Below are 18,072 nucleotides of genomic sequence, written 5' to 3'. Positions count from 1 at the left end.
CAAATGGGAGGGGTGTATAGTTTTAGGGACATTAATACAACACCGTTAACGGGCCCCGGTATTGTTCACCACCTACGATAATGAGGTAATAATAAGCACCTACGGGCACTAACCGCACCTTGCTGGAACCATCCCACGGCATATTGTATCCGTGCGATCGGAATACGGTCTGCCCATTACGGTCAAATACCGTTACCATCGCATCCCGCTCCTCCAGGCCGCTGATTTCCCATTTGTCGGCTACCCCGTCGCCATTAGGCGAGAACATATTGGGAACGGTCAACGCTTCACAATAGGGGCGCACCTCGACCGTGGTGCTTACGCGGCACCCATTTTCATCCGCTACCTGTAGGGAATAGGTGCCGGGGGCGGAGACATCAAGGTAAGGGCTGCTGGTGGTGGCTCCATTCCAATAATATGCCATATACCCCGGCGGTGCTTCAAGACGCACTACCTGCTGCTCGGCCACACAGATAACCGTATCGGCCATTTGCGGCGGTACCAGCTGCTCATACGCCCGTACTTCGATTTCAGCCGTATCGGCACAGCCACCAGCGTTGGTGAGTATCAGAGTATATATACCACCATTGCTCACAGCGATGCTTTGCGTGGTCTCGCCCGTAGACCATTGGTAGCTGTAGGTGCCATCGGCGGGGTGTGTGGCAGTCAACACATGGGAAGTACCGACACAGATCGGTTCGTCACTCGCCGCTTGGATCAACGCTACCGGCGGTTCCACAAAACTGACAATCAGCTCGTCTGACGATACCGAGCACGTACCGATGGAAATTTCGACGCGGTAGCTGCCTGGCGTGCTCACCTGCAGGGTCGTTTCCGATTGGTCGGGGATAAGCACATTATTTCTATACCATCGTTTAACGGCCTCTTGGGGGTAACCACTGAGTGTAAGCGTACGTATTTTGCCCTCACACACCGCTATATTGTTATCGGTTGTCCTCGGCCTTTCCAGCTGCTGGAAAAGCACCGTTACCGAATCGGAATGCACAAAATTGTTGCCACCTGCGCTCACACCCACGGCATAGGTCCCATCCGTGGTAACCTCGAATATGGGCGCGGTCTGGTCGGCAATGACCTCGCCGTTGCGATACCATTGGTAGCGGTATCCGAGTTGTACATCCGTTACCTCCAAATGAAAGGCCGGCTGGTTGCATAATGCCACCGTATCGGGATAATCAAAGGTGAATACCGGTGTATCGGCCATGCGCGAACTGATGTCTGTAAATGGCTTGGAGTAACCGGCAAAAAATTGTTCCTCGACGTGCAAGCTGAGTTGCGCATGGAGTGATACTGCAAAGCAGCAGGCGACAAAGAGCAAAGCCGTAGATTTCACGTGTCTTCCGTTTATAACCGGCAACAATAATAGCAATAAATTCTATCCCTTGCGCCAACTACCCGCGCACATCGTTATACGCCGAGAGCAACGCTTCCAACACCAGCTCACGCGCCACGTGGTCAAGACGGAAGGTGGTAGCCCCTTTCTCGCCCCACTTATTGGGTACGGGGCGGATATTCGTGGGGTCCATGGCACAGAATAACGCCTGTTCGGATACCGTAAGGAAGATATTGGCGGTATTGTCTTTGGCGAGGTACGTAGCAAACATGCGCTTGCCCACCACACGGAAACCCATGCGCTCGAAATGGGCCCGTTGCTCCGTGCCGGCAAACGAAAGGGCCATCGCTGTAAATGCTGTACCGTCGATCATGTGGTAAAGATAAAAAATAGCTAAGCGTTTTGCCATCCAGTTTACTATGTTTGTAAAACATACGGGCGGCTTGCCAGCGATGATTACCAAACGCCATGTTTAGCGAACTAGAAAAGAACTTCAGGCAGCAGATTACGCTTACCGAAGAGCAATTTGAGCGGATAACGCATCATTTCGTGCCGAAGAAGCTACGCCGGAAACAATTCCTGCTGGAGGCCGGTGATGTGTGCACCCGCATGGCGTTCGTAGCTAAAGGCGCCCTCTTCTCCTACTCCACCGCCGAAAAAGGCTCCATCAACGTGGTACAGTTTGCGTTCGAATCGTGGTGGATGGCCGACCTGTACAGCTTCTTTACCCAAGAGCCCTCCAAACTGACCATCGAAGCGCTGGAAGACTGCGAACTGCTGCTCCTCAAGGCCGATCGCCTGGAACCGCTATTGGCCGAAGTGCCGGCCGTGGAATCGTACCTGCGGATATTATACCAGAATGCATATGTGGCCCTGCAGCGCCGTATGGAGGAAACCATTGGCCTCACCGCCGAACAGCGATACAAGCGCTTCATGGAGCGCGATGGGCACCTGCTACTGCGCGTGCCGCAGCATCTCATCGCCTCGTACCTGGGCGTTACCCCCGAAACCCTCAGCCGCATACGGAAGCTGGTGTAGTGGCGTACCAACGGAAAGCCGTTGATATATATCAACGCCATTCCTTATCATATATCATTGGGGCGACTTTAGAACCGCCGTACCTTTGTATCGTAACAAAAGGAGGAATGAATATGAAAACGAAATCAACGATTGCCATCATCGGGAGCACCGGAAACATGGGCTCTGCCATTGCCAAATCACTGGCGAAAGGCCGCAACAGGTTGTTGCTTTTCGGCAGGGATGAAGCAAAACTCGACACACTGAAAACCGATATCCGCGCATTGAACAACGACGCAGAAGTGGAAACCATCGGTTGCCCGAAGGATGCCAGCTGGGAGGCCGACATCGTCATCCTAGCGGTGCCTTACGCCGCCGAAGCGGCCGTAGCCGAAGAGATAAGACCCTACATCACCCAGAAAATCGTCATCAGCATCGCCAACCCCATGAACCAGACCTTCGACGGCATGGTAACACCCGCAGACTCAAGCGCAGCCCAGGAACTGCAAAAATTGCTGCCGGATGCGCAGGTGGTCAAAGCATTCAACACCACCTATGCGGCCAACTTCGCCGAACCGGTGATTGCCGGCAAACCGGCGGATGCATTTGTAGCTGGCGACGATGAGCAGGCCGTACAAACCGTGGTATCGCTCGTAGAAAGCATGGGGCTCCACCCCGTGGTGGCGGGTGGACTCGCGGTAAGCCACACGTTGGAACATATGCAGCTGCTATTGATCCAACTCACCGTAAAAAACAATTACAACTGGCACGCCGGTTGGAAAATATTGCACCATTAATTATTCAACTATTTTATAACGGAAAAAACAAATTATTATCATGAAGAAAGGATTATTAGCAATTGCACTGCTTATCGCATCAACAGTTTTTGCGGCAGTGACACTTTGGACAAACGACAAGGCGCACTCGCAACTGCAGTTTACGGCGACACACCTCGGACTCAGTGACGTATCGGGCACATTCAACGATTTCGACGTAAAAGTGAATGCCACCAAAGATGATTTCAGCGACGCAGTATTCGAACTGACAGCTCAGGTAGCCTCCATCGATACCCGCGTAGAAGCCCGCAACAACCATCTGAAAAGTGCGGATTTCTTTGACGTAGAGAAATATCCGGAAATTACTTACAAAAGCACGGCCATCAAAAAGAAGGGGAAGAACAAGTATAAACTCACGGGCGACTTGACCATACACGGTGTGACGAAGTCTGTAACGATGGACCTGTTGTACCGCGGCAAACTGGTTGACGAAAAGACCGGCAAGGAAACCGTAGGTTTTCAGCTCACCGGCGAAATCAACCGCTCTGACTTTAACGTAGGCCCTGGGTTCCCCGAGCCGATGATCAGCGACCTGGTGCGCATCAAGGCCGACGGTGAGTTTATAAAACAATAGCCGGAAAAAAAATTAATAAGCAACCAAACTGAGCGGCCCGTAAGCACGCGTATTCCACGCGGCTTATGGGCTTTTTCGTATATTGCCCGATAAGTTGATCGGATATGGCAGGTAGCTCCCAACTCGTATACAAAACAGGCATCGCCGTCATCGGGGCAGGACAGGCTGGCCTTTCTTCGGCTTTCCACCTCAAACAGCTGGGGCTAACCCCCGGACGCGATTTCGTGGTGCTGGACCAGGCGGCCCAAGCGGGTGGTGCCTGGCAATACCGCTGGCCATCGCTCACCCTCAGCACGGCAAACGGCATACATGACCTGCCGGGCCTGCCCTTTGCCGAAACGGTGGCTGACACGCGCGCCGAAGAGGTGCCAGCCAACAGCGCCATGCCCCAGTATTTCGATGTGTACGAACGTAAATTCGGCCTCCCTGTCTACCGCCCCGTCAAAGTAATCGTGGTTTGCGAACGCGAGGGCCGGCTACGCATCGAAACCGACAAAGGCATGTTCTCGGCCCAGGGAATCATCAATGCCACCGGTACATGGGATAAACCGTACATACCGGAGTACCCGGGCGCATCCCTGTTTGAGGGCCAACAACTGCATACCCGTGATTACCACACGGCAGCCGCCTTTACCGGCAAGCATGTGCTCATCGTAGGGGGCGGCATCTCGGCCATCCAGCTGCTCGACGAAATCTCGCAGGTAACGGACACTACATGGGTGACCCGCCGACCGCCGGTATTTGAGGCGGGCCCTTTTACTCCCGAGCGGGGCCGAGCGGCCGTTGCCATGGTAGAAGAGCGCGTACGCCAGGGGCTGCCGCCGGCGTCGGTGGTGTCTGTAACCGGCCTGCCCGTCACACCGGCGGTTCAAGCCATGCGTGCGCGCGGCGTGCTGAACCGCCAGCCCATATTCAGTGAGATCACCTCCACGGGGGTGCGCTGGCCCGACGGCCGCACGCTGAGCGTAGACGTCATCTTGTGGTGCACCGGTTTCCGCAGCTCGCTCGACCACCTCATGCCGTTGATGCTGCGCGAAGCGACCGGGGGCATCGCCATGGCGGGCCGACTGGCGACCCTGGTGTCCCGAGATCCACGTGTCCATCTGGTGGGGTACGGCCCTTCGGCATCGACCGTCGGCGCCAACCGTGCCGGACGGGCAGCGGCACAAGAACTCACCGACTACCTCGGCATGGGTAAATGACTAAAAAGTCTGTGATTTTCGCTAAGTTTACCGCCGTAATAACATAACAGACAATGGCATCAGGTTTTTTTGCGGTTTTAGATGATATAGCTGCGCTCATGGATGACGTGGCGGTAACCAGTAAAATTGCCACCCGAAAAACAGCGGGTATTTTGGGCGACGACCTGGCCGTAAACGCCGAAAAGGCAACGGGATTCCTGGCATCGCGCGAACTTCCCGTGTTGTGGTCCATTACCAAGGGCTCTTTTTTAAACAAGCTGATTATCATCCCGGTGGCCCTGCTGCTCAATGCGCTTTTTCCGGCAGCCATCAAAGTGATCCTCATCCTGGGCGGGTTTTACCTAGCCTATGAAGGCGTGGAAAAGATCATCGAGTTTTTATTCCACCGACAGAAAAAGGGCCATGAAGTAATCGAAGAGCAGCAGGTACAGCAGGGCGATGTGGAAAAAACCAAAATCAGATCTGCCGTCACGACCGATTTCATCCTGTCGGTAGAGATCGTCATCATCGCCCTCGGCACGGTACTCGACCAAAGCCTGTCCATCCAGATATTGACCGTATCGGTTGTCGCCCTGCTGGCAACGGTAGGCGTATATGGCATTGTAGCCCTCATCGTGCGCATGGACGATGCCGGCCACCGCCTTATCAAATACAGTGACGAAAAAGGCTGGCTAACCGCATTGGGGAAGTTGTTGGTGAAGTCGCTGCCGATCGTCATCAAGAGCCTGGCCGTAATCGGCACCATCGCCCTGTTGTTGGTCTCGGGCGGTATCTTTGTCCATAATATTGATTATCTCCACCACATCCTGCCCACCGTGCCATCCATCGTCAAGGAACTGGCATTCGGCATTGGCGGAGGACTGATTGCCGTGGCGTTGGTGACCGCAGGGAAGCGGGTATTTGGGAAACGGTGATTCGATATCCAAAAATAATTTCGATATTCCGTTGTCGGAAGCTGGGAGTAACATTGTGCATAGAACAATGACGGGCTCCCCAACGCGGAAATTATTGCTATCTTTGTTAGTTGAGAAACCAGTAGAAGTCAGGGATGTTATCCAAAAAAACCAAATACGCCATCAAGGCACTGATTGTATTAGGCCGGAATTACGGCAAGGAACCCATGCAGATCCAACGTATCGCAGAGGCTGAACGTATTCCGAAAAAGTTCCTCGAACAGATCCTGCTGGAAATGCGCAACGCAGGCATCTTATACAGCAAAAAAGGCGCTGGGGGTGGCTACAGCCTCAACAAGGCCCCAGAAGACATCCGTCTATCGCAGGTGATGCGCCTCATCGACGGCCCTATTGCGCTGCTGCCCTGCGTAAGCCTCAATTTCTATCGAAAATGCGACGAGTGCAAAGAAGAGGAAGTATGTGGCATCCGCGATACCTTTACCGATGTGCGCGATGCGATGCTGCAGATCCTCAATGACACCAGCATAGCAGACATCATCAACAAGGAGACCCGGCTATCCTTAGACGATTGAAGGCGCCCGCGATATTAGGCGGTGGCCTGTGGTGCAGGCTTGCCTAAAAATGAGGTGGCCCACAGCAACAATCCGGTAATCAACCCGTTGTAGATAATCAATTCAAAACCTACCGCATACGCCGTATAGGGTACGACCACGTACGTGTTGATCACATAGCACAGCAACGGCGACAGCACGCAGATGTAAGGCACCAGTCGATCCGCTACCGGCAGTTTGGTAAGGATACCGAAAGCGAAAAGCCCCAACAACGGCCCGTACGTGTAGCTGGCAGCGGTGAAAATCGCAGTAACCACCGAATCGTTGTTGATGACCCGGAACACCAAAATAACCAGCATCATCACAATCGAAAAGCCAAAATGTACGCGATTGCGCGTGCGCACCAGTGCACGGTCGTTGGGATTTTCCTTTTTATTGAAGTTGAGGAAATCGACACAGAACGATGTGGTCAGCGCGGTCAGTGCCGAATCGGTCGTGGCAAATGTAGCGGCGGTGAGCCCCATCATAAACACAATACCGGGTACAATGGCCAGATGGTGGAGGGCAATCTCCGGATATAGGTAATCGGGTGTGGGCATATTGGCCAAGTCTATCCCATTTTGGCCGGCATAGACATACAACAGCGCCCCTACCGAAAGGAAAAAAAGATTAATGACCACAAAAATACCCGTAAAGGTGAGCATATTTTTCTGCGCCTCGCCGATGGTTTTCATGCTCAGGTTCTTTTGCATCAGGTCTTGATCTAGACCGGTCATGGCCACCGTAACGAAGATACCACCGAGGAAATGCTTCCAAAAGTGGATGCGGTCGCCCAACAGGTCATCCCAAAAGAAAATTTTGGAGTAGCTGCTTTCCTTCACCGTTTCGATGGTTTCCACCAGACCCAGACCTAAGCTATCGGCCATGAAATAAATGGAGAGGATGACCGCCAGCACCAAAAAGAAGGTCTGCATCATGTCGGTAATGATGATGGTTTTAAGCCCGCCCTTATTGGTGTATAGCCAAATGAGCAGCAGGCACAGCGCAATGGTGACCGCAAACGGCACGTTCCATGCATCAAAAATAAACCACTGCAAAATGATGGCCACCAGGTAGAGGCGGAATGCCGAACCGATGGTGCGTGATATCAAGAAAATCATGGCCCCCGTCTTATAGCTCCGGTGGCCCAAACGTTCCTCCAGGTAGGTGTAGATGGAGGTGAGGTTCATCCGGTAGTATAGGGGCAGCAGCACATAGGCGATGATGATAAACCCCACCGCATTGCCGAGGATGAATTGGAAATAACCGAAATCGCTGTTACCCACGGCTCCCGGCACGGAGATGAATGTTACACCCGAGAGGGCCGTGCCGATCATGCCGAATGCCACCATGTACCACTTGGCACTGCGGTTGGCCACGAAGAACGTAGCGTTATCGGCCGACTTGCGCGACGTGAAGTAGGCCACGCCAAGTAGCAGGCAAAAATAAACCACCAAAAAAAGAAGGAGGACGGCAGGGGTCATGCTATAAGGGGTTTAATGGTCCGTCACGCGTGAGTGTTCAATGGCTTTACGTACGCTGCCGTGTTTTTCGAGTAAATCCGACGCGGTCTGCGCGTCGATACCGGTCTCCTCCATGATAATCCGGATGCCCCGGCTGAACAATTTGTTGTTGGTTAGTTGCATATCGACCATTTTATTTCCCTTTACGCGGCCCAGCTGAATCATCACCGTGGTGCTGAGCATATTAAGCACCAGCTTCTGGGCCGTGCCGGCTTTCATGCGGGTAGAGCCCGTTACGAACTCGGGGCCCACGATGACCTCAACGGGATAGGTAGCTGCCTCGGCGATGGACGAACCGGAGTTGCAGACGATACATCCCGTAACGAGACCCGCCGCGTTGGCTTGATTGAGGGCGCCCAGCACATAAGGTGTGCCTCCCGAAGCGGCGATGCCCACCACCACATCTTTACTATTGATGCCGTGTTCCTGCAGATCGATCCAAGCTTGTTCCACGTCGTCTTCCGCAAACTCCACCGCCTTGCGGATGGCGGTATCACCACCAGCAATAATGCCGATAATCCAGTCGTAGGGCACCCCAAATGTCGGCGGGCATTCCGACGCGTCGAGGATACCCAACCGGCCGCTGGTACCGGCACCAATATAAAACAACCGTCCACCCTCTTTCATCGAGGCCACAGTAGCCTCGATGAGGCGCTCAATCTGGGGGATAGCCCGTTGTACCGCCCCCGGCACCGTCTGGTCTTCGTTGTTAATGTTGACCAGTAACTCGCCTACTGTCATTTGGTCCAAATCCTGGTAATTTGATTCTTTCTCCGTCGTATTTGTCATCTCACTCTCATTGTATTTATAGTAATCGGCAACGGGTAACGGCGGTCCATAAACCATCCTGTCTTGCCATTGTCCGTTATTTCGCATTGGGTAACCAAAATGTCGATAAAGTAAAGAAAAAACGATTAGAAATCGGTTAAATTATTAAATCGGAATAGCATTATGTGGAACTATTATTCATCCCGTAGGCGACGCGGGTACAAACTCCACAAAACAAATTCCTCGCGGCGGCAGCGAAAACTTAATTTCCGAGCGCTTGCCGCCATACGCACCGAGCTTGCGCTTTCCGCTTTCATCATGTAGATAAATCGTACCGCTACTCCCTATGCTATATTCTTCCGCGTCTATTTCAAAATCCACCTCATAATCCGCCCTGCTGATACTAGCCAACGCTACTGCAACATTCCCTTCTTTTGATCGCCAGGCCGAAGCATACACCAAAGGGAACTCGTTTTCGAAACGGGTAACATTCCCACTGCGGCCAGCATAGATCGAAAGGCGAGATATTGCTATGTTTTCCGTTGGAATGTCGAGAGACGGTGACCGCAGGAATTCACCGAAAACAAAATAGTCCAACCCCGCTTGGCGGACATGAGCCAACCGTTCAAGGAAATCAATCTCGTCCTTCCGGATAGTATCCAAAAAGGGCTGGTAGTTGGCGATCATGGGTTGCATTCCCCAAACAAATGAACGTGCCTGCTCCATCAGGAACTGACTATTGAACTCGGGGTCCAATGGTGTTTCGGTATCGTCAGGAGCCTGGTCCTGGGGCCACTTCTCATCGTAAGGGGGGGTAAGCAACGACGAATAATTCCCGAAGGTGATGCCATACTCATGATAGACAGCCTGAAAAAGTGGAATCGTTTGCCAATGGTGTACCCCGGCGTAGCGTTCTTTACTCACTTGCAGTGCGAGAAACGCATCTAGGTGAGGCAACCAATTTTCTCCCACGCCTTCGCCGGCCAATGCCTGCGTGCCGCCTTTCGGAAAGTTGGCCCGTATCAAGTGATCTTTTTGTGCCACATGCTGCATCCAATAATTCCCGCCGCCTATGGCATGCCCATGAATGGGATCATAGCATCTCCTGTTGAGGCATATCTGGTCCATATAGACGCCCCCCAGCCCGTACTGGTTAACCGCGGTATCCACCAATGAGGCATATTTCTGCTTCCAGAAATCGGTTGCTTCACACATGTTGGTCAGCGCCTTTTTAGTGAAGATGTTATAAACATGGCTAAGCATGTTACCATCGATGTCTTTCGCGGCAAAGCGTTCGGCCCCTTCATCTACCCAACTTTGGGTCGAGGGGCCCCATTTCAGGGCATTCATATATACCAGCGCATTGATACCCTGTTGTTGCGCCTTGCTTACCGCTGCTTTAAAAACCTCATCGCCGTCTCGCGGTGGGAAATACTCCGGAAACGAATCATCGTAGGATTTGCCATGCCACCAATGCCACAACACGCTAACGCGACTATCGAGACGCTCGCTCAACGCTACGGCCGGCGGCAGTACATTCGCCGCACGCCCCCTATTCCACACCCAATAGCTGGTGTTTTGCACCCAATCGGGCACCTTTCCATTAACCAAGCGGCTATCCCTGCTCCAGTGCTGTTTTTCGGCCCAACGTTTGTATAGCTGGGCTGCTGTAAACCAATCGCCCTGAAACCCTCCGATTAAAAATGCATAAGGCGGCTCATAGGAGGACAAGTGCTTTTCATAGGAAGGATAGTTGTCCACCCCGTAAACCAGCATCCCCGTGGTGTCTTTCGATAAGGTAAATGTTTTGCTGTGCGCCAACGTATCATCACTGGCTAAATATATACCCGCGCCATGTGGGTTATATAAGGAGATAAATTGCATGGACATATGGCCGGGGTACTCCCATCCGAAACCGCTCCCGCCTGGTGTCATCGCCTCACGTGGTGATTTGAGCAGCGATCCCATCCAGTCTGGCACTGCCAGCTCTTCTTCATCTAAATCTGCTAAGCCGGCGATACGCGGAAAGGTTACTTTACGAATCAACGTTCCTTCGGTGCCATCCACCCGGATACGCCAGACCGACATCGCCGAATCTGGAATCAGATCAATAGAAGCCGTAACACGGAAATCTTTCGGAAGCCCTTCAAACCCAGCCCAGGTGAGCTCCAGTCCGGCCGCGGTTCGCGAGGTCGAGAAATTGGAAGCCGCACCTGCATCAATACGGCTGGATTTCTCCACTCCATCGATGATAATCTCCCAAGGCGATCCACTGGAGACGATGTTATCGACCAAGAACGATGCGCTATCTTTCACAGACGTCAATTCTTGGAGTTCGCCAGTGGTGCGCTCGAATGCCAACGTAAATTTACCGTTTGACAAACGTTCAACGTTTCCGTCAATCTGCGCGTAGCCGCCACGGATACCAACGAACGTTGCCATCAGTAAGAACGCGGAAAACAGCACCTTGCTTCGACACCCGGAATATACATAAAACATCATAACCATTACTTTAAGTCTTTCTGTACGAGTTTGAATAGCCTTGTTGAATTCGCATCCATGGCTACTTTAAAAGAATCCCCGTCGGTAATCACCGCGTCAGCAATCGGATCAATGATCGTGGCACTGAACGGCAAGTTAATTAACTTGTCACCGCCCGCCACGGAATGCAGGCATATCCATCCCCTTCCCGCGTATAGTACGTCTTTTCCGCCTTCCAGGTAACGGTGTACACCGGCTTTACCAAATAGGTCGCCGAGCTCCGATGCGCTCCATTGTATTTTAGCATCCATGTGGTCCACCCCATCGTCGGATTGGTATACCGTTGACTCATAGCCGTCGGTCCAGATCATCCATATGTCACGGCTCGCGGCTTCATCCAAAAAGGATCGCTCTTCCTCGGTCAGCGACAACAGTCCCAAATACCACACTACTTGATATCCACCATCTTTAACGGCATCCAGGTCTTCGCGCAAATACAGGTCATAAGGTACCCCCGTTTTGCCCAACGCGTACCGGTTATGGAGTAGACCTCCTGTAAGCGCACCAAATGAGGCATCCATCGCCCCTAACTTCTCGTCAACGACTACAGCCACCCGGGGTGCCATGGCCGGAAATGCTTCGTCAGGGTAGCGTTCGAAGAAGCGTTGTCCCGCGGCAAGGATATCTATCAACTTCGGATCACTAAACCAGCCACCCCACATATCAAACCACCAACCGCCGTAACCATACGCCAACATACGGCCGAGATTCTTCCACAGCAAGGCCTCCGATTCTTCCATCGAATCGGGACCTAACCATACGCCGTCTGTATAGGCATTTCCTTCTGGTTGGACATGCGGTGCACGGTCACGCAATAACGTCGTAATAGACGTACGCGTATCGTTTTCTGCCAACCACAGCTTGCCGTGCAACTGCACGGATTTAATTGCGGCGAAGGGTGCCCAATCCTCTCCGATCACCCTGTGGTAATCATTTGGGCTAGACAGGTAATCTAGGTCGGGGCACCGGAGTAATTTAGCCAATGCACCATGGCCGCGACGCAGGTCTCCCACAAAGTAATGGTAACCGTAAAATGCCCCCGTAAGCAGCCGGCCATTGCTCGCCTCCTTAACGATGCGACAGAAGTGCGCGATATGGTCAGCCATGTTTTCACCGTGAAAAACAAAGGTATCGAATACCTGGCCGGCAGTATCGGGGTGGCGCCACTGACGGGCTTTCGTCTTTCCGCTGATGTCGCCCAATTGGGCGCTATCAAACGTCACATCATCGCGGTTCCACGATTGCCTCAGTCGCGCCACATTGTCCATATAACGCGTCCGCAGCCATTCCCTGAAACGTTCAAGCCTTACGGAACTTTCATCATAAAACTCATCTTTGAAGTGGTACATCCACTCCTCGGTAAAGCCCCCTGCCACATGGATGCCCACGAGATGCTTTGCATAAGGTGATTGCTCTAGCCACTGCACCAGTTGAACAAGCACCTTGCTGGCATCATCCCTCCAAAGCGCGCTATACAAGCTCGTGCGGAACGTAGAACCATCGGGCTGTAGGCTTGCATGCTCGGGATGCGACGATTCCCACCACTCCGGTGCATCCAGGTGAATCCGGATAATTGCCAAGGCCTGTGGGTCTGCGGCAATGAGCTCTTCAAAATCGGCTATGATGCTGGTATAGTCCAACTCATCGTGCCCCACCCAAATGGGCGACCGGAACGGTTTGATACCCGAGACCGAATTGATACCCCGATCACCGAGATAGGCAGGAATATTGTATAAGTGTAGTCCAGCTTCCTCCATCTCCTCATAGAACTGGGATTCGCCAAGGTATGACATATAAGCGTACGGCGGATAGGGGGTGCCGTTTACAAATAGCGTAGGTACACCTTCCCTGTCTTTCACCTCTGCCCGCGGTAATTGCTCCCTAGAGCCAACACACTGCGCACAAAGCAAACCTATGAATAACCAAGCGATACGATAAACCATCTTTGTGTCGTCTGTCAATAATAACCGAGGTTTTGTTCCAGAACCGCATCTTTATTCGCTTCGATTTCCGAATAAGGGATCGGCCATAGCTTATGGTAATCCTGAATTTCATCCTTATTCACGGTGTTGTATTTGCGGACACGCTCCACCAATTTACCCGTACGTTGCAGGGTGATGCGTCGATGCTCCTCGTAGACCAGCTCCCTCGCTCGTTCATCCAGTATGTAATCCAATGTCACATCGCCCGCTGCCACAGGTGTGGCATTTGACCGCAGCCTTACTTCATTAATGTCATCGGCCGCATTTTGCTGGTCCCCCTTCCCTAGGTAGGCTTCAGCCCGCAGTAAATAGGTTTCCGCTAAACGCATCATATAGCGATCGCGGTATAAGGCACCTGCCGTGTTCTTAATCGTGTTTTGGCTTTTATCGATATATACGTCATCGGGGTGTTGCCCGGGGGTCGTGATTTTAGAGGGATGGGGATACCACCTCCACGGCTGTTCAATCAATGTCGAACCCGGATTTTCCACGGCACTTTTGCCGTACCACGCCGATGCCGGATTGGTATAGACCAAATCGCGCACAATGTTGTGCGGTGCATTCCGAATATCGTTGTCCCAGTCGCTCTCCCATAGATCATAAAGAAAAAAATCGGTGTTCATCATGAGCGAAACACCTGCACCGCCGGTATTATAGTCGGACATAGGAATACCGATAACGCCTTCTTCACCGTCGGGATCTCGGAGCGTCAACCAAGATGCGGGGCCTGCCACCCGTTCCAGGGTGTGCAAGTGCGCATAGCCACCGGCGGACGATAATACCCCCCCAGGTATATCCAATTCATACTGAATTACCCATAACGCTTCGCGATTACCACTGCTGCGATTCTGATTACCCGCGCGGAACAAGTCCCAGTAAACATCACCCGACTGTGTAAAATTCAAGAGACCATCCTGCGGGTTTTGCGTAGCCATACTACCAAAGCGTTGCTGCATCAAATCAGTATTGGGGTCATCAATTACTATAGAGGCAGCAGAAATGGCTTCGTCATACCTTTCCAAAGCGATATAGGTTTCTGCCAGCAATTGCTGTGCAACCAGATTAGACACCTTACCCTGCTCCACCTGGTCAATCGATGGTAAGTTATTCGCTGCTTCCGATGCATCGGAAACAATCTGTTCAAGAACCTCTGTTCGGGAAGCCCGTACGAAATCGGTCTTGGGAGCGGTGATTTCTTCTGTCACGAGTGGCACACCGCCCCAAAGATACACCAGGAAACGGTAGGCAAAGGCCCTAAAGAATTTTGCCTCCGCGGTGATCAGTATTTTTTCGTCATCTGAAAGCTTAGAGCTACCGATTCTCGAAATGATCGTATTGGCATTACTGACAATCTTGTACCAGCTCCTCCAATGCAACAAGACGTCCCCATTCGTGGGAACCAGAAAATTGGTGTGCCCTCCAAAACGGGCGGTAAGCTGATAACGGCCATCCTGAGCGATGTCGGTAGCGGTGAGGTAGGGCTTATATTCTGTAGCCCCGTAGCAGATCGTTCTTACCTTGGCGTACAAATCGGTCAGCCCTCGTTGATAATCATCATAGCTCACGAAGCTATTTTCTGGGCTATAAAAATCCAGTGGTTTTTCCTCTAAAATATCCTTACAGGAGAAGCATACCGAAAGGAAAGCGATACAAGAAAAGCAAACTAATATCTTTTTCATCAGAATAAATTTCTAAAATTATAAACTCAACTCGAGACCTGCATTAAACGATTTCATGACGGGATAAGCGTCGCTATTGATGCCTTGCCCGGTTTCCGGATCCCACCCGTCCCACTTCGTAAAGGTGAGCAGGTTTTTACCACTTACGATCAGCTTGAGGCCCCGAATACCTATTCGGTTAATCAGTGAACTATTAAATTGATAGGCAATCGAAATGTCCTGTAACCTCACAAAACTCCGGGCATAATAAGGGGTGGGATTAATTTGCGGCACATTCCATCCGGTTGCATATTTGCCGGTTGGATTGCTCACAGACCATAAATCATAGTTAAAGGTATTCAAATTGGCGAAATTCCCGGTCGATTCTACATTGGCCGGACTATTACCCCCAAGATAACCGTTCTTTCCCCCTTGGATGGCATTCACGAAAAATCGGAAAGTCACATTTTTATACGTTAATCCACTTTGTATACCGAATGTGTATGCCGGCTCGGTTTGCCCCAGGAAAACACGGTCGTCTGCCGTTATCCTCCCATCTTCGTTTTGATCGACAATACGATAATTACCTGGTTGGTAACCCGTCATCACGTCGTCGTTAAGCTGCCAAATGCCATCAATTTGGTAATGATATATAGCACCTATTGATTTTCCGATAAACAGTCCGCTACCCACTAAATCGTCTTCTTTTCCATCACCATCCTTGTCCTCACCCAATAGACTCATGATTTTATTGGTGTTGCGGCCGAAATTGAGGTTCACATCCCAAACCAAGTCATCGGTTTTTACCGGTGTGGTTGACAATATCACTTCAATTCCTTGATTTTTAAGTTTGCCGACATTACTTGAGATGTCCGAAAACCCAGTAATTTCTGGGATGATCACATTCCATAACAAATCGGTTGTTTCTGTATTGTAATAGTCTACGTTACCACCAACCCTGTTATTAAACAAGCTGAAATCCAAACCGATATTAATACCTCTTGTCTTCTCCCAACTCAAGTTATCGTTAGAAAGGGAGCCTATCGACTGTCCCATGGCCGTACCGGACCCGTCACCGAAGACATACTTGGATCCGTCACCTGTCGTTACCCGGGCAAGTGAGCTATAACGCGCCGTCATGTTGCCATTTACGCCATACGTTCCTCTTAATTTCAGGTACTCGAGGTGGGGAATGGCTATGAACGGCTCATTGGAAAGCACCCAGCTCGCACCCACAGAGGGGAATAGTGCAGATTTGTTATTTTTGGAGAACCCGCTGAAACCATCGTTGCGCAAAGTCGCGGTAAGCATATAGGTATTCCGGAAATTATAATTGACCCTCCCCATCTGATATAGGAACGTTTCGTTCCATGCTCCCGAATTTATACGTTGGATCTCCGCCTGTTGCAGGCTGTTATAGGAAAGCGAAATGTTTGACACGTTGGTTCCTTCGGCTCCTGTAGCCTCAAGCTGGTTTTTCCTATAACCGGCAACGAACGTAGCTGATATCCCATGATCGCCGAACCGGTTGTCGTAAGAAAGGATGTTATCGAAGGTCATGTCGTACCGCTGCTGGTTACTTTTTGATACCAATCCGGCCAAGTCCGCCCCGTACGGGCTGCTGTAATAATAGTTATCCAAGTAGAAATCGTTACCAAAATTCACCCGGTACTCAAGGCCCGGAACCTGATGGACCTTTACGATCCCGTAAAATGTTCCGTTCATCCGGGTTTTCACATCCTTATTATCCGCTTCCGAATCAATAAACGGGTTAATGATGTTGGTTGCGCCCGTCGGATAGATGATGTATTCCCCGTTTTCGTCACGCGGCCCTGCAAACGGACTGGTCAACCGCATGGTATACATATTCGGATAAATGCCCGAATAATCAGTAAATGTACCGAACGTGTTTGCTCCCACGGTCAACCAGTCGGCAAGTTCCGTACTCAGATTGATTCTTACCGAGTTTCGTTTATAGTTATCATTCCTAAGGAAGCCTTTCTGCTTCGTAAATCCTCCCGAAAGATAATAGGATGTTTTCTCCGTACCCCCATTTACCGTTAAGGCATGGTCTGTGATATACCCTGGGTTCGTTAATGCCCCCCACCAGTCGAAGTCGGTACCAGCCTCAATACCCCGCACATTTTCGGGGACGAGTTCCGTGTTTGAAAAATCCCAATCTGGGTTGGGCTGGGTATAATCCGGCGCCAAGTAGGAATTTTCGTAGTAGATATCCCTAATAATCTGCTTCTTTTCCTCAGCGTTGCGCAACCGCATGTCTACGGTCGGTGTTTGGGAAGCCAAATACGTCGAATAGCTGATTACCGGTTTATCTCCCTTCTTTCCGCCCTTGGTGGTAATCAGCATAACCCCATTCGCCGCCTGCGCTCCGTAAATGGCTTTACTGCTGGCATCTTTCAATATATTTACGGATTCAATATCCACGGGATTCAAGTCACCCAGTCTCCCGTTATAGATGATCCCATCCACCACGATCAGTACCGAGGTATTCCCATTAATGGTGTTCCTTCCCCGGATTTCGATGGCTGGCTCCGCTCCGGCCTGATTGGTTTGGCCGATTTGTAACCCAGGTACCGTTCCTTTTACAGATTGTAAAATATTGGTATTTGGCGCCTCCCGGAATGCCTCGATGTCAGCCGTCACAATAGCTCCTGTCAGGTCAGACTTCCTCATCGTACCGTAACCTACCACTACGACCTCTTCTAAGCTTTGGTCGCTAGGTATTAATGTGACGTTTAAGGTAGCCGTGCTGACAATGGCATCTTTAGACGTATAGCCTATCATCGTGAAACGGAGCGTGGCGCCCCCCTCGGCGGCAATGCTGTAATCACCACTTTCGTCGGTACTTGTTGCAACTTGGCTACCAACAACGGAGACGCTGACACCGGCTAATGGCCCTCCGTCTGCACCAGTCACCGTGCCGCGTACGGTTTGCTGCACCGCGGTGGCAACACCGAAGCTCCACAGCGGTATACTTAACACCATCATCATCGAAAATAATATCGACTTTCTCATTTTCTTTAAGCGTTTAATTAGTGAATGCTATCCATTAAGGATTTAAAAAAGTTAACTAATATCCCCTTGCTTAACTCCAT

The 18,072-nt window shown here is 51.3% G+C and carries 14 protein-coding genes; 6 read left to right on the top strand and 8 right to left on the bottom strand.

The genetic code is table 11. The annotated features are described in order from the left end of the window. Positions 1-31: 31 nt before the first annotated feature. Together U9S71_RS10520 and U9S71_RS10515 are read right to left on the bottom strand one after the other, a co-directional pair. A complete protein-coding gene (locus U9S71_RS10520) occupies positions 32-1,351 on the bottom strand; it encodes a T9SS type B sorting domain-containing protein (protein ID WP_326327341.1) in 1,320 nt (439 codons plus the stop codon). A 58-nt stretch (positions 1,352-1,409) separates the two neighbouring features. Further along, positions 1,410-1,760 carry an MmcQ/YjbR family DNA-binding protein gene (locus U9S71_RS10515; protein ID WP_326327339.1) on the bottom strand — a complete coding sequence of 117 codons (351 nt, stop codon included), beginning with the start codon at positions 1,758-1,760 and terminating at the stop codon, positions 1,410-1,412. Positions 1,761-1,819: 59 nt separating this feature from the next. On the opposite strand from U9S71_RS10515, the gene U9S71_RS10510 reads away from it, so the two are divergent. The 6 genes from U9S71_RS10510 to U9S71_RS10485 all read left to right on the top strand — a co-directional run bounded on the left by U9S71_RS10510 (position 1,820) and on the right by U9S71_RS10485 (position 6,466). Next, entirely contained in the window at positions 1,820-2,389 is a 570-nt protein-coding gene (locus U9S71_RS10510; RefSeq protein WP_326327337.1) for a Crp/Fnr family transcriptional regulator, read from the top strand. Between the two features lie 113 nt (positions 2,390-2,502). Then, positions 2,503-3,165, top strand: a complete 663-nt coding sequence (locus U9S71_RS10505) for an NADPH-dependent F420 reductase (protein ID WP_326327335.1) — start codon at positions 2,503-2,505, stop codon at positions 3,163-3,165. 40 nt (positions 3,166-3,205) lie between these two features. Continuing rightward, positions 3,206-3,778 carry a YceI family protein gene (locus U9S71_RS10500; RefSeq protein WP_326327333.1) on the top strand — a complete coding sequence of 191 codons (573 nt, stop codon included), beginning with the start codon at positions 3,206-3,208 and terminating at the stop codon, positions 3,776-3,778. A 104-nt stretch (positions 3,779-3,882) separates the two neighbouring features. Then, positions 3,883-4,980, top strand: coding sequence for an NAD(P)-binding domain-containing protein (locus U9S71_RS10495; RefSeq protein ID WP_326327331.1), 1,098 nt, complete (start codon positions 3,883-3,885; stop codon positions 4,978-4,980). A gap of 53 nt (positions 4,981-5,033) precedes the next feature. Then, positions 5,034-5,894 carry a DUF808 domain-containing protein gene (locus tag U9S71_RS10490; RefSeq protein WP_326327329.1) on the top strand — a complete coding sequence of 287 codons (861 nt, stop codon included), beginning with the start codon at positions 5,034-5,036 and terminating at the stop codon, positions 5,892-5,894. Between the two features lie 134 nt (positions 5,895-6,028). Continuing rightward, positions 6,029-6,466, top strand: a complete 438-nt coding sequence (locus U9S71_RS10485) for an RrF2 family transcriptional regulator (protein WP_326327327.1) — start codon at positions 6,029-6,031, stop codon at positions 6,464-6,466. A gap of 14 nt (positions 6,467-6,480) precedes the next feature. On the opposite strand, the gene U9S71_RS10480 is transcribed toward U9S71_RS10485, so the two are convergent. From U9S71_RS10480 to U9S71_RS10455, 6 genes are all read right to left on the bottom strand, one after another. Beyond that, positions 6,481-7,968: a sodium:solute symporter gene (locus U9S71_RS10480; RefSeq protein WP_326327326.1), complete on the bottom strand. Its 1,488-nt coding sequence runs from the start codon at positions 7,966-7,968 to the stop codon at positions 6,481-6,483. A 12-nt stretch (positions 7,969-7,980) separates the two neighbouring features. Beyond that, positions 7,981-8,796, bottom strand: coding sequence for an N-acetylmuramic acid 6-phosphate etherase (gene murQ, locus U9S71_RS10475; protein ID WP_326327324.1), 816 nt, complete (start codon positions 8,794-8,796; stop codon positions 7,981-7,983). A gap of 177 nt (positions 8,797-8,973) precedes the next feature. Beyond that, on the bottom strand, positions 8,974-11,277 hold the full coding sequence (locus U9S71_RS10470; RefSeq protein WP_326327322.1) for a DUF6259 domain-containing protein: 2,304 nt from the start codon (positions 11,275-11,277) through the stop codon (positions 8,974-8,976). Between the two features lie 5 nt (positions 11,278-11,282). Beyond that, the gene (locus tag U9S71_RS10465; protein WP_326327320.1) at positions 11,283-13,277 is read right to left on the bottom strand and encodes a hypothetical protein; all 1,995 of its coding nucleotides are present in this window, start codon (positions 13,275-13,277) and stop codon (positions 11,283-11,285) included. Continuing rightward, positions 13,274-14,977: a RagB/SusD family nutrient uptake outer membrane protein gene (locus tag U9S71_RS10460; protein ID WP_326327319.1), complete on the bottom strand. Its 1,704-nt coding sequence runs from the start codon at positions 14,975-14,977 to the stop codon at positions 13,274-13,276. Before U9S71_RS10460 ends, U9S71_RS10465 begins: the two co-directional genes overlap by 4 nt. Before the next feature lie 18 nt (positions 14,978-14,995). After that, positions 14,996-17,992: a SusC/RagA family TonB-linked outer membrane protein gene (locus U9S71_RS10455; protein WP_326327318.1), complete on the bottom strand. Its 2,997-nt coding sequence runs from the start codon at positions 17,990-17,992 to the stop codon at positions 14,996-14,998. Positions 17,993-18,072: the final 80 nt, after the last annotated feature.

This window comes from Parapedobacter flavus, from assembly GCF_035818675.1.
Taxonomy (GTDB): Bacteria; Bacteroidota; Bacteroidia; order Sphingobacteriales; family Sphingobacteriaceae; genus Parapedobacter; species Parapedobacter flavus.
The sequence above is the reverse complement of the archived record's forward strand: the minus strand, read 5'-3'. Positions and strand labels throughout refer to the sequence as shown.

Coding starts and splice junctions, on each gene's coding strand:
- U9S71_RS10515 (WP_326327339.1), bottom strand. CDS start 1,760: ATGGCAAAACGCTTAGCTATTTTTTATCTTTACCACATGATCGACGGT.
- U9S71_RS10510 (WP_326327337.1), top strand. CDS start 1,820: ATGTTTAGCGAACTAGAAAAGAACTTCAGGCAGCAGATTACGCTTACC.
- U9S71_RS10505 (WP_326327335.1), top strand. CDS start 2,503: ATGAAAACGAAATCAACGATTGCCATCATCGGGAGCACCGGAAACATG.
- U9S71_RS10500 (WP_326327333.1), top strand. CDS start 3,206: ATGAAGAAAGGATTATTAGCAATTGCACTGCTTATCGCATCAACAGTT.
- U9S71_RS10495 (WP_326327331.1), top strand. CDS start 3,883: ATGGCAGGTAGCTCCCAACTCGTATACAAAACAGGCATCGCCGTCATC.
- U9S71_RS10490 (WP_326327329.1), top strand. CDS start 5,034: ATGGCATCAGGTTTTTTTGCGGTTTTAGATGATATAGCTGCGCTCATG.
- U9S71_RS10485 (WP_326327327.1), top strand. CDS start 6,029: ATGTTATCCAAAAAAACCAAATACGCCATCAAGGCACTGATTGTATTA.
- U9S71_RS10480 (WP_326327326.1), bottom strand. CDS start 7,968: ATGACCCCTGCCGTCCTCCTTCTTTTTTTGGTGGTTTATTTTTGCCTG.
- murQ (WP_326327324.1), bottom strand. CDS start 8,796: ATGACAAATACGACGGAGAAAGAATCAAATTACCAGGATTTGGACCAA.
- U9S71_RS10470 (WP_326327322.1), bottom strand. CDS start 11,277: ATGATGTTTTATGTATATTCCGGGTGTCGAAGCAAGGTGCTGTTTTCC.
- U9S71_RS10460 (WP_326327319.1), bottom strand. CDS start 14,977: ATGAAAAAGATATTAGTTTGCTTTTCTTGTATCGCTTTCCTTTCGGTA.
- U9S71_RS10455 (WP_326327318.1), bottom strand. CDS start 17,992: ATGAGAAAGTCGATATTATTTTCGATGATGATGGTGTTAAGTATACCG.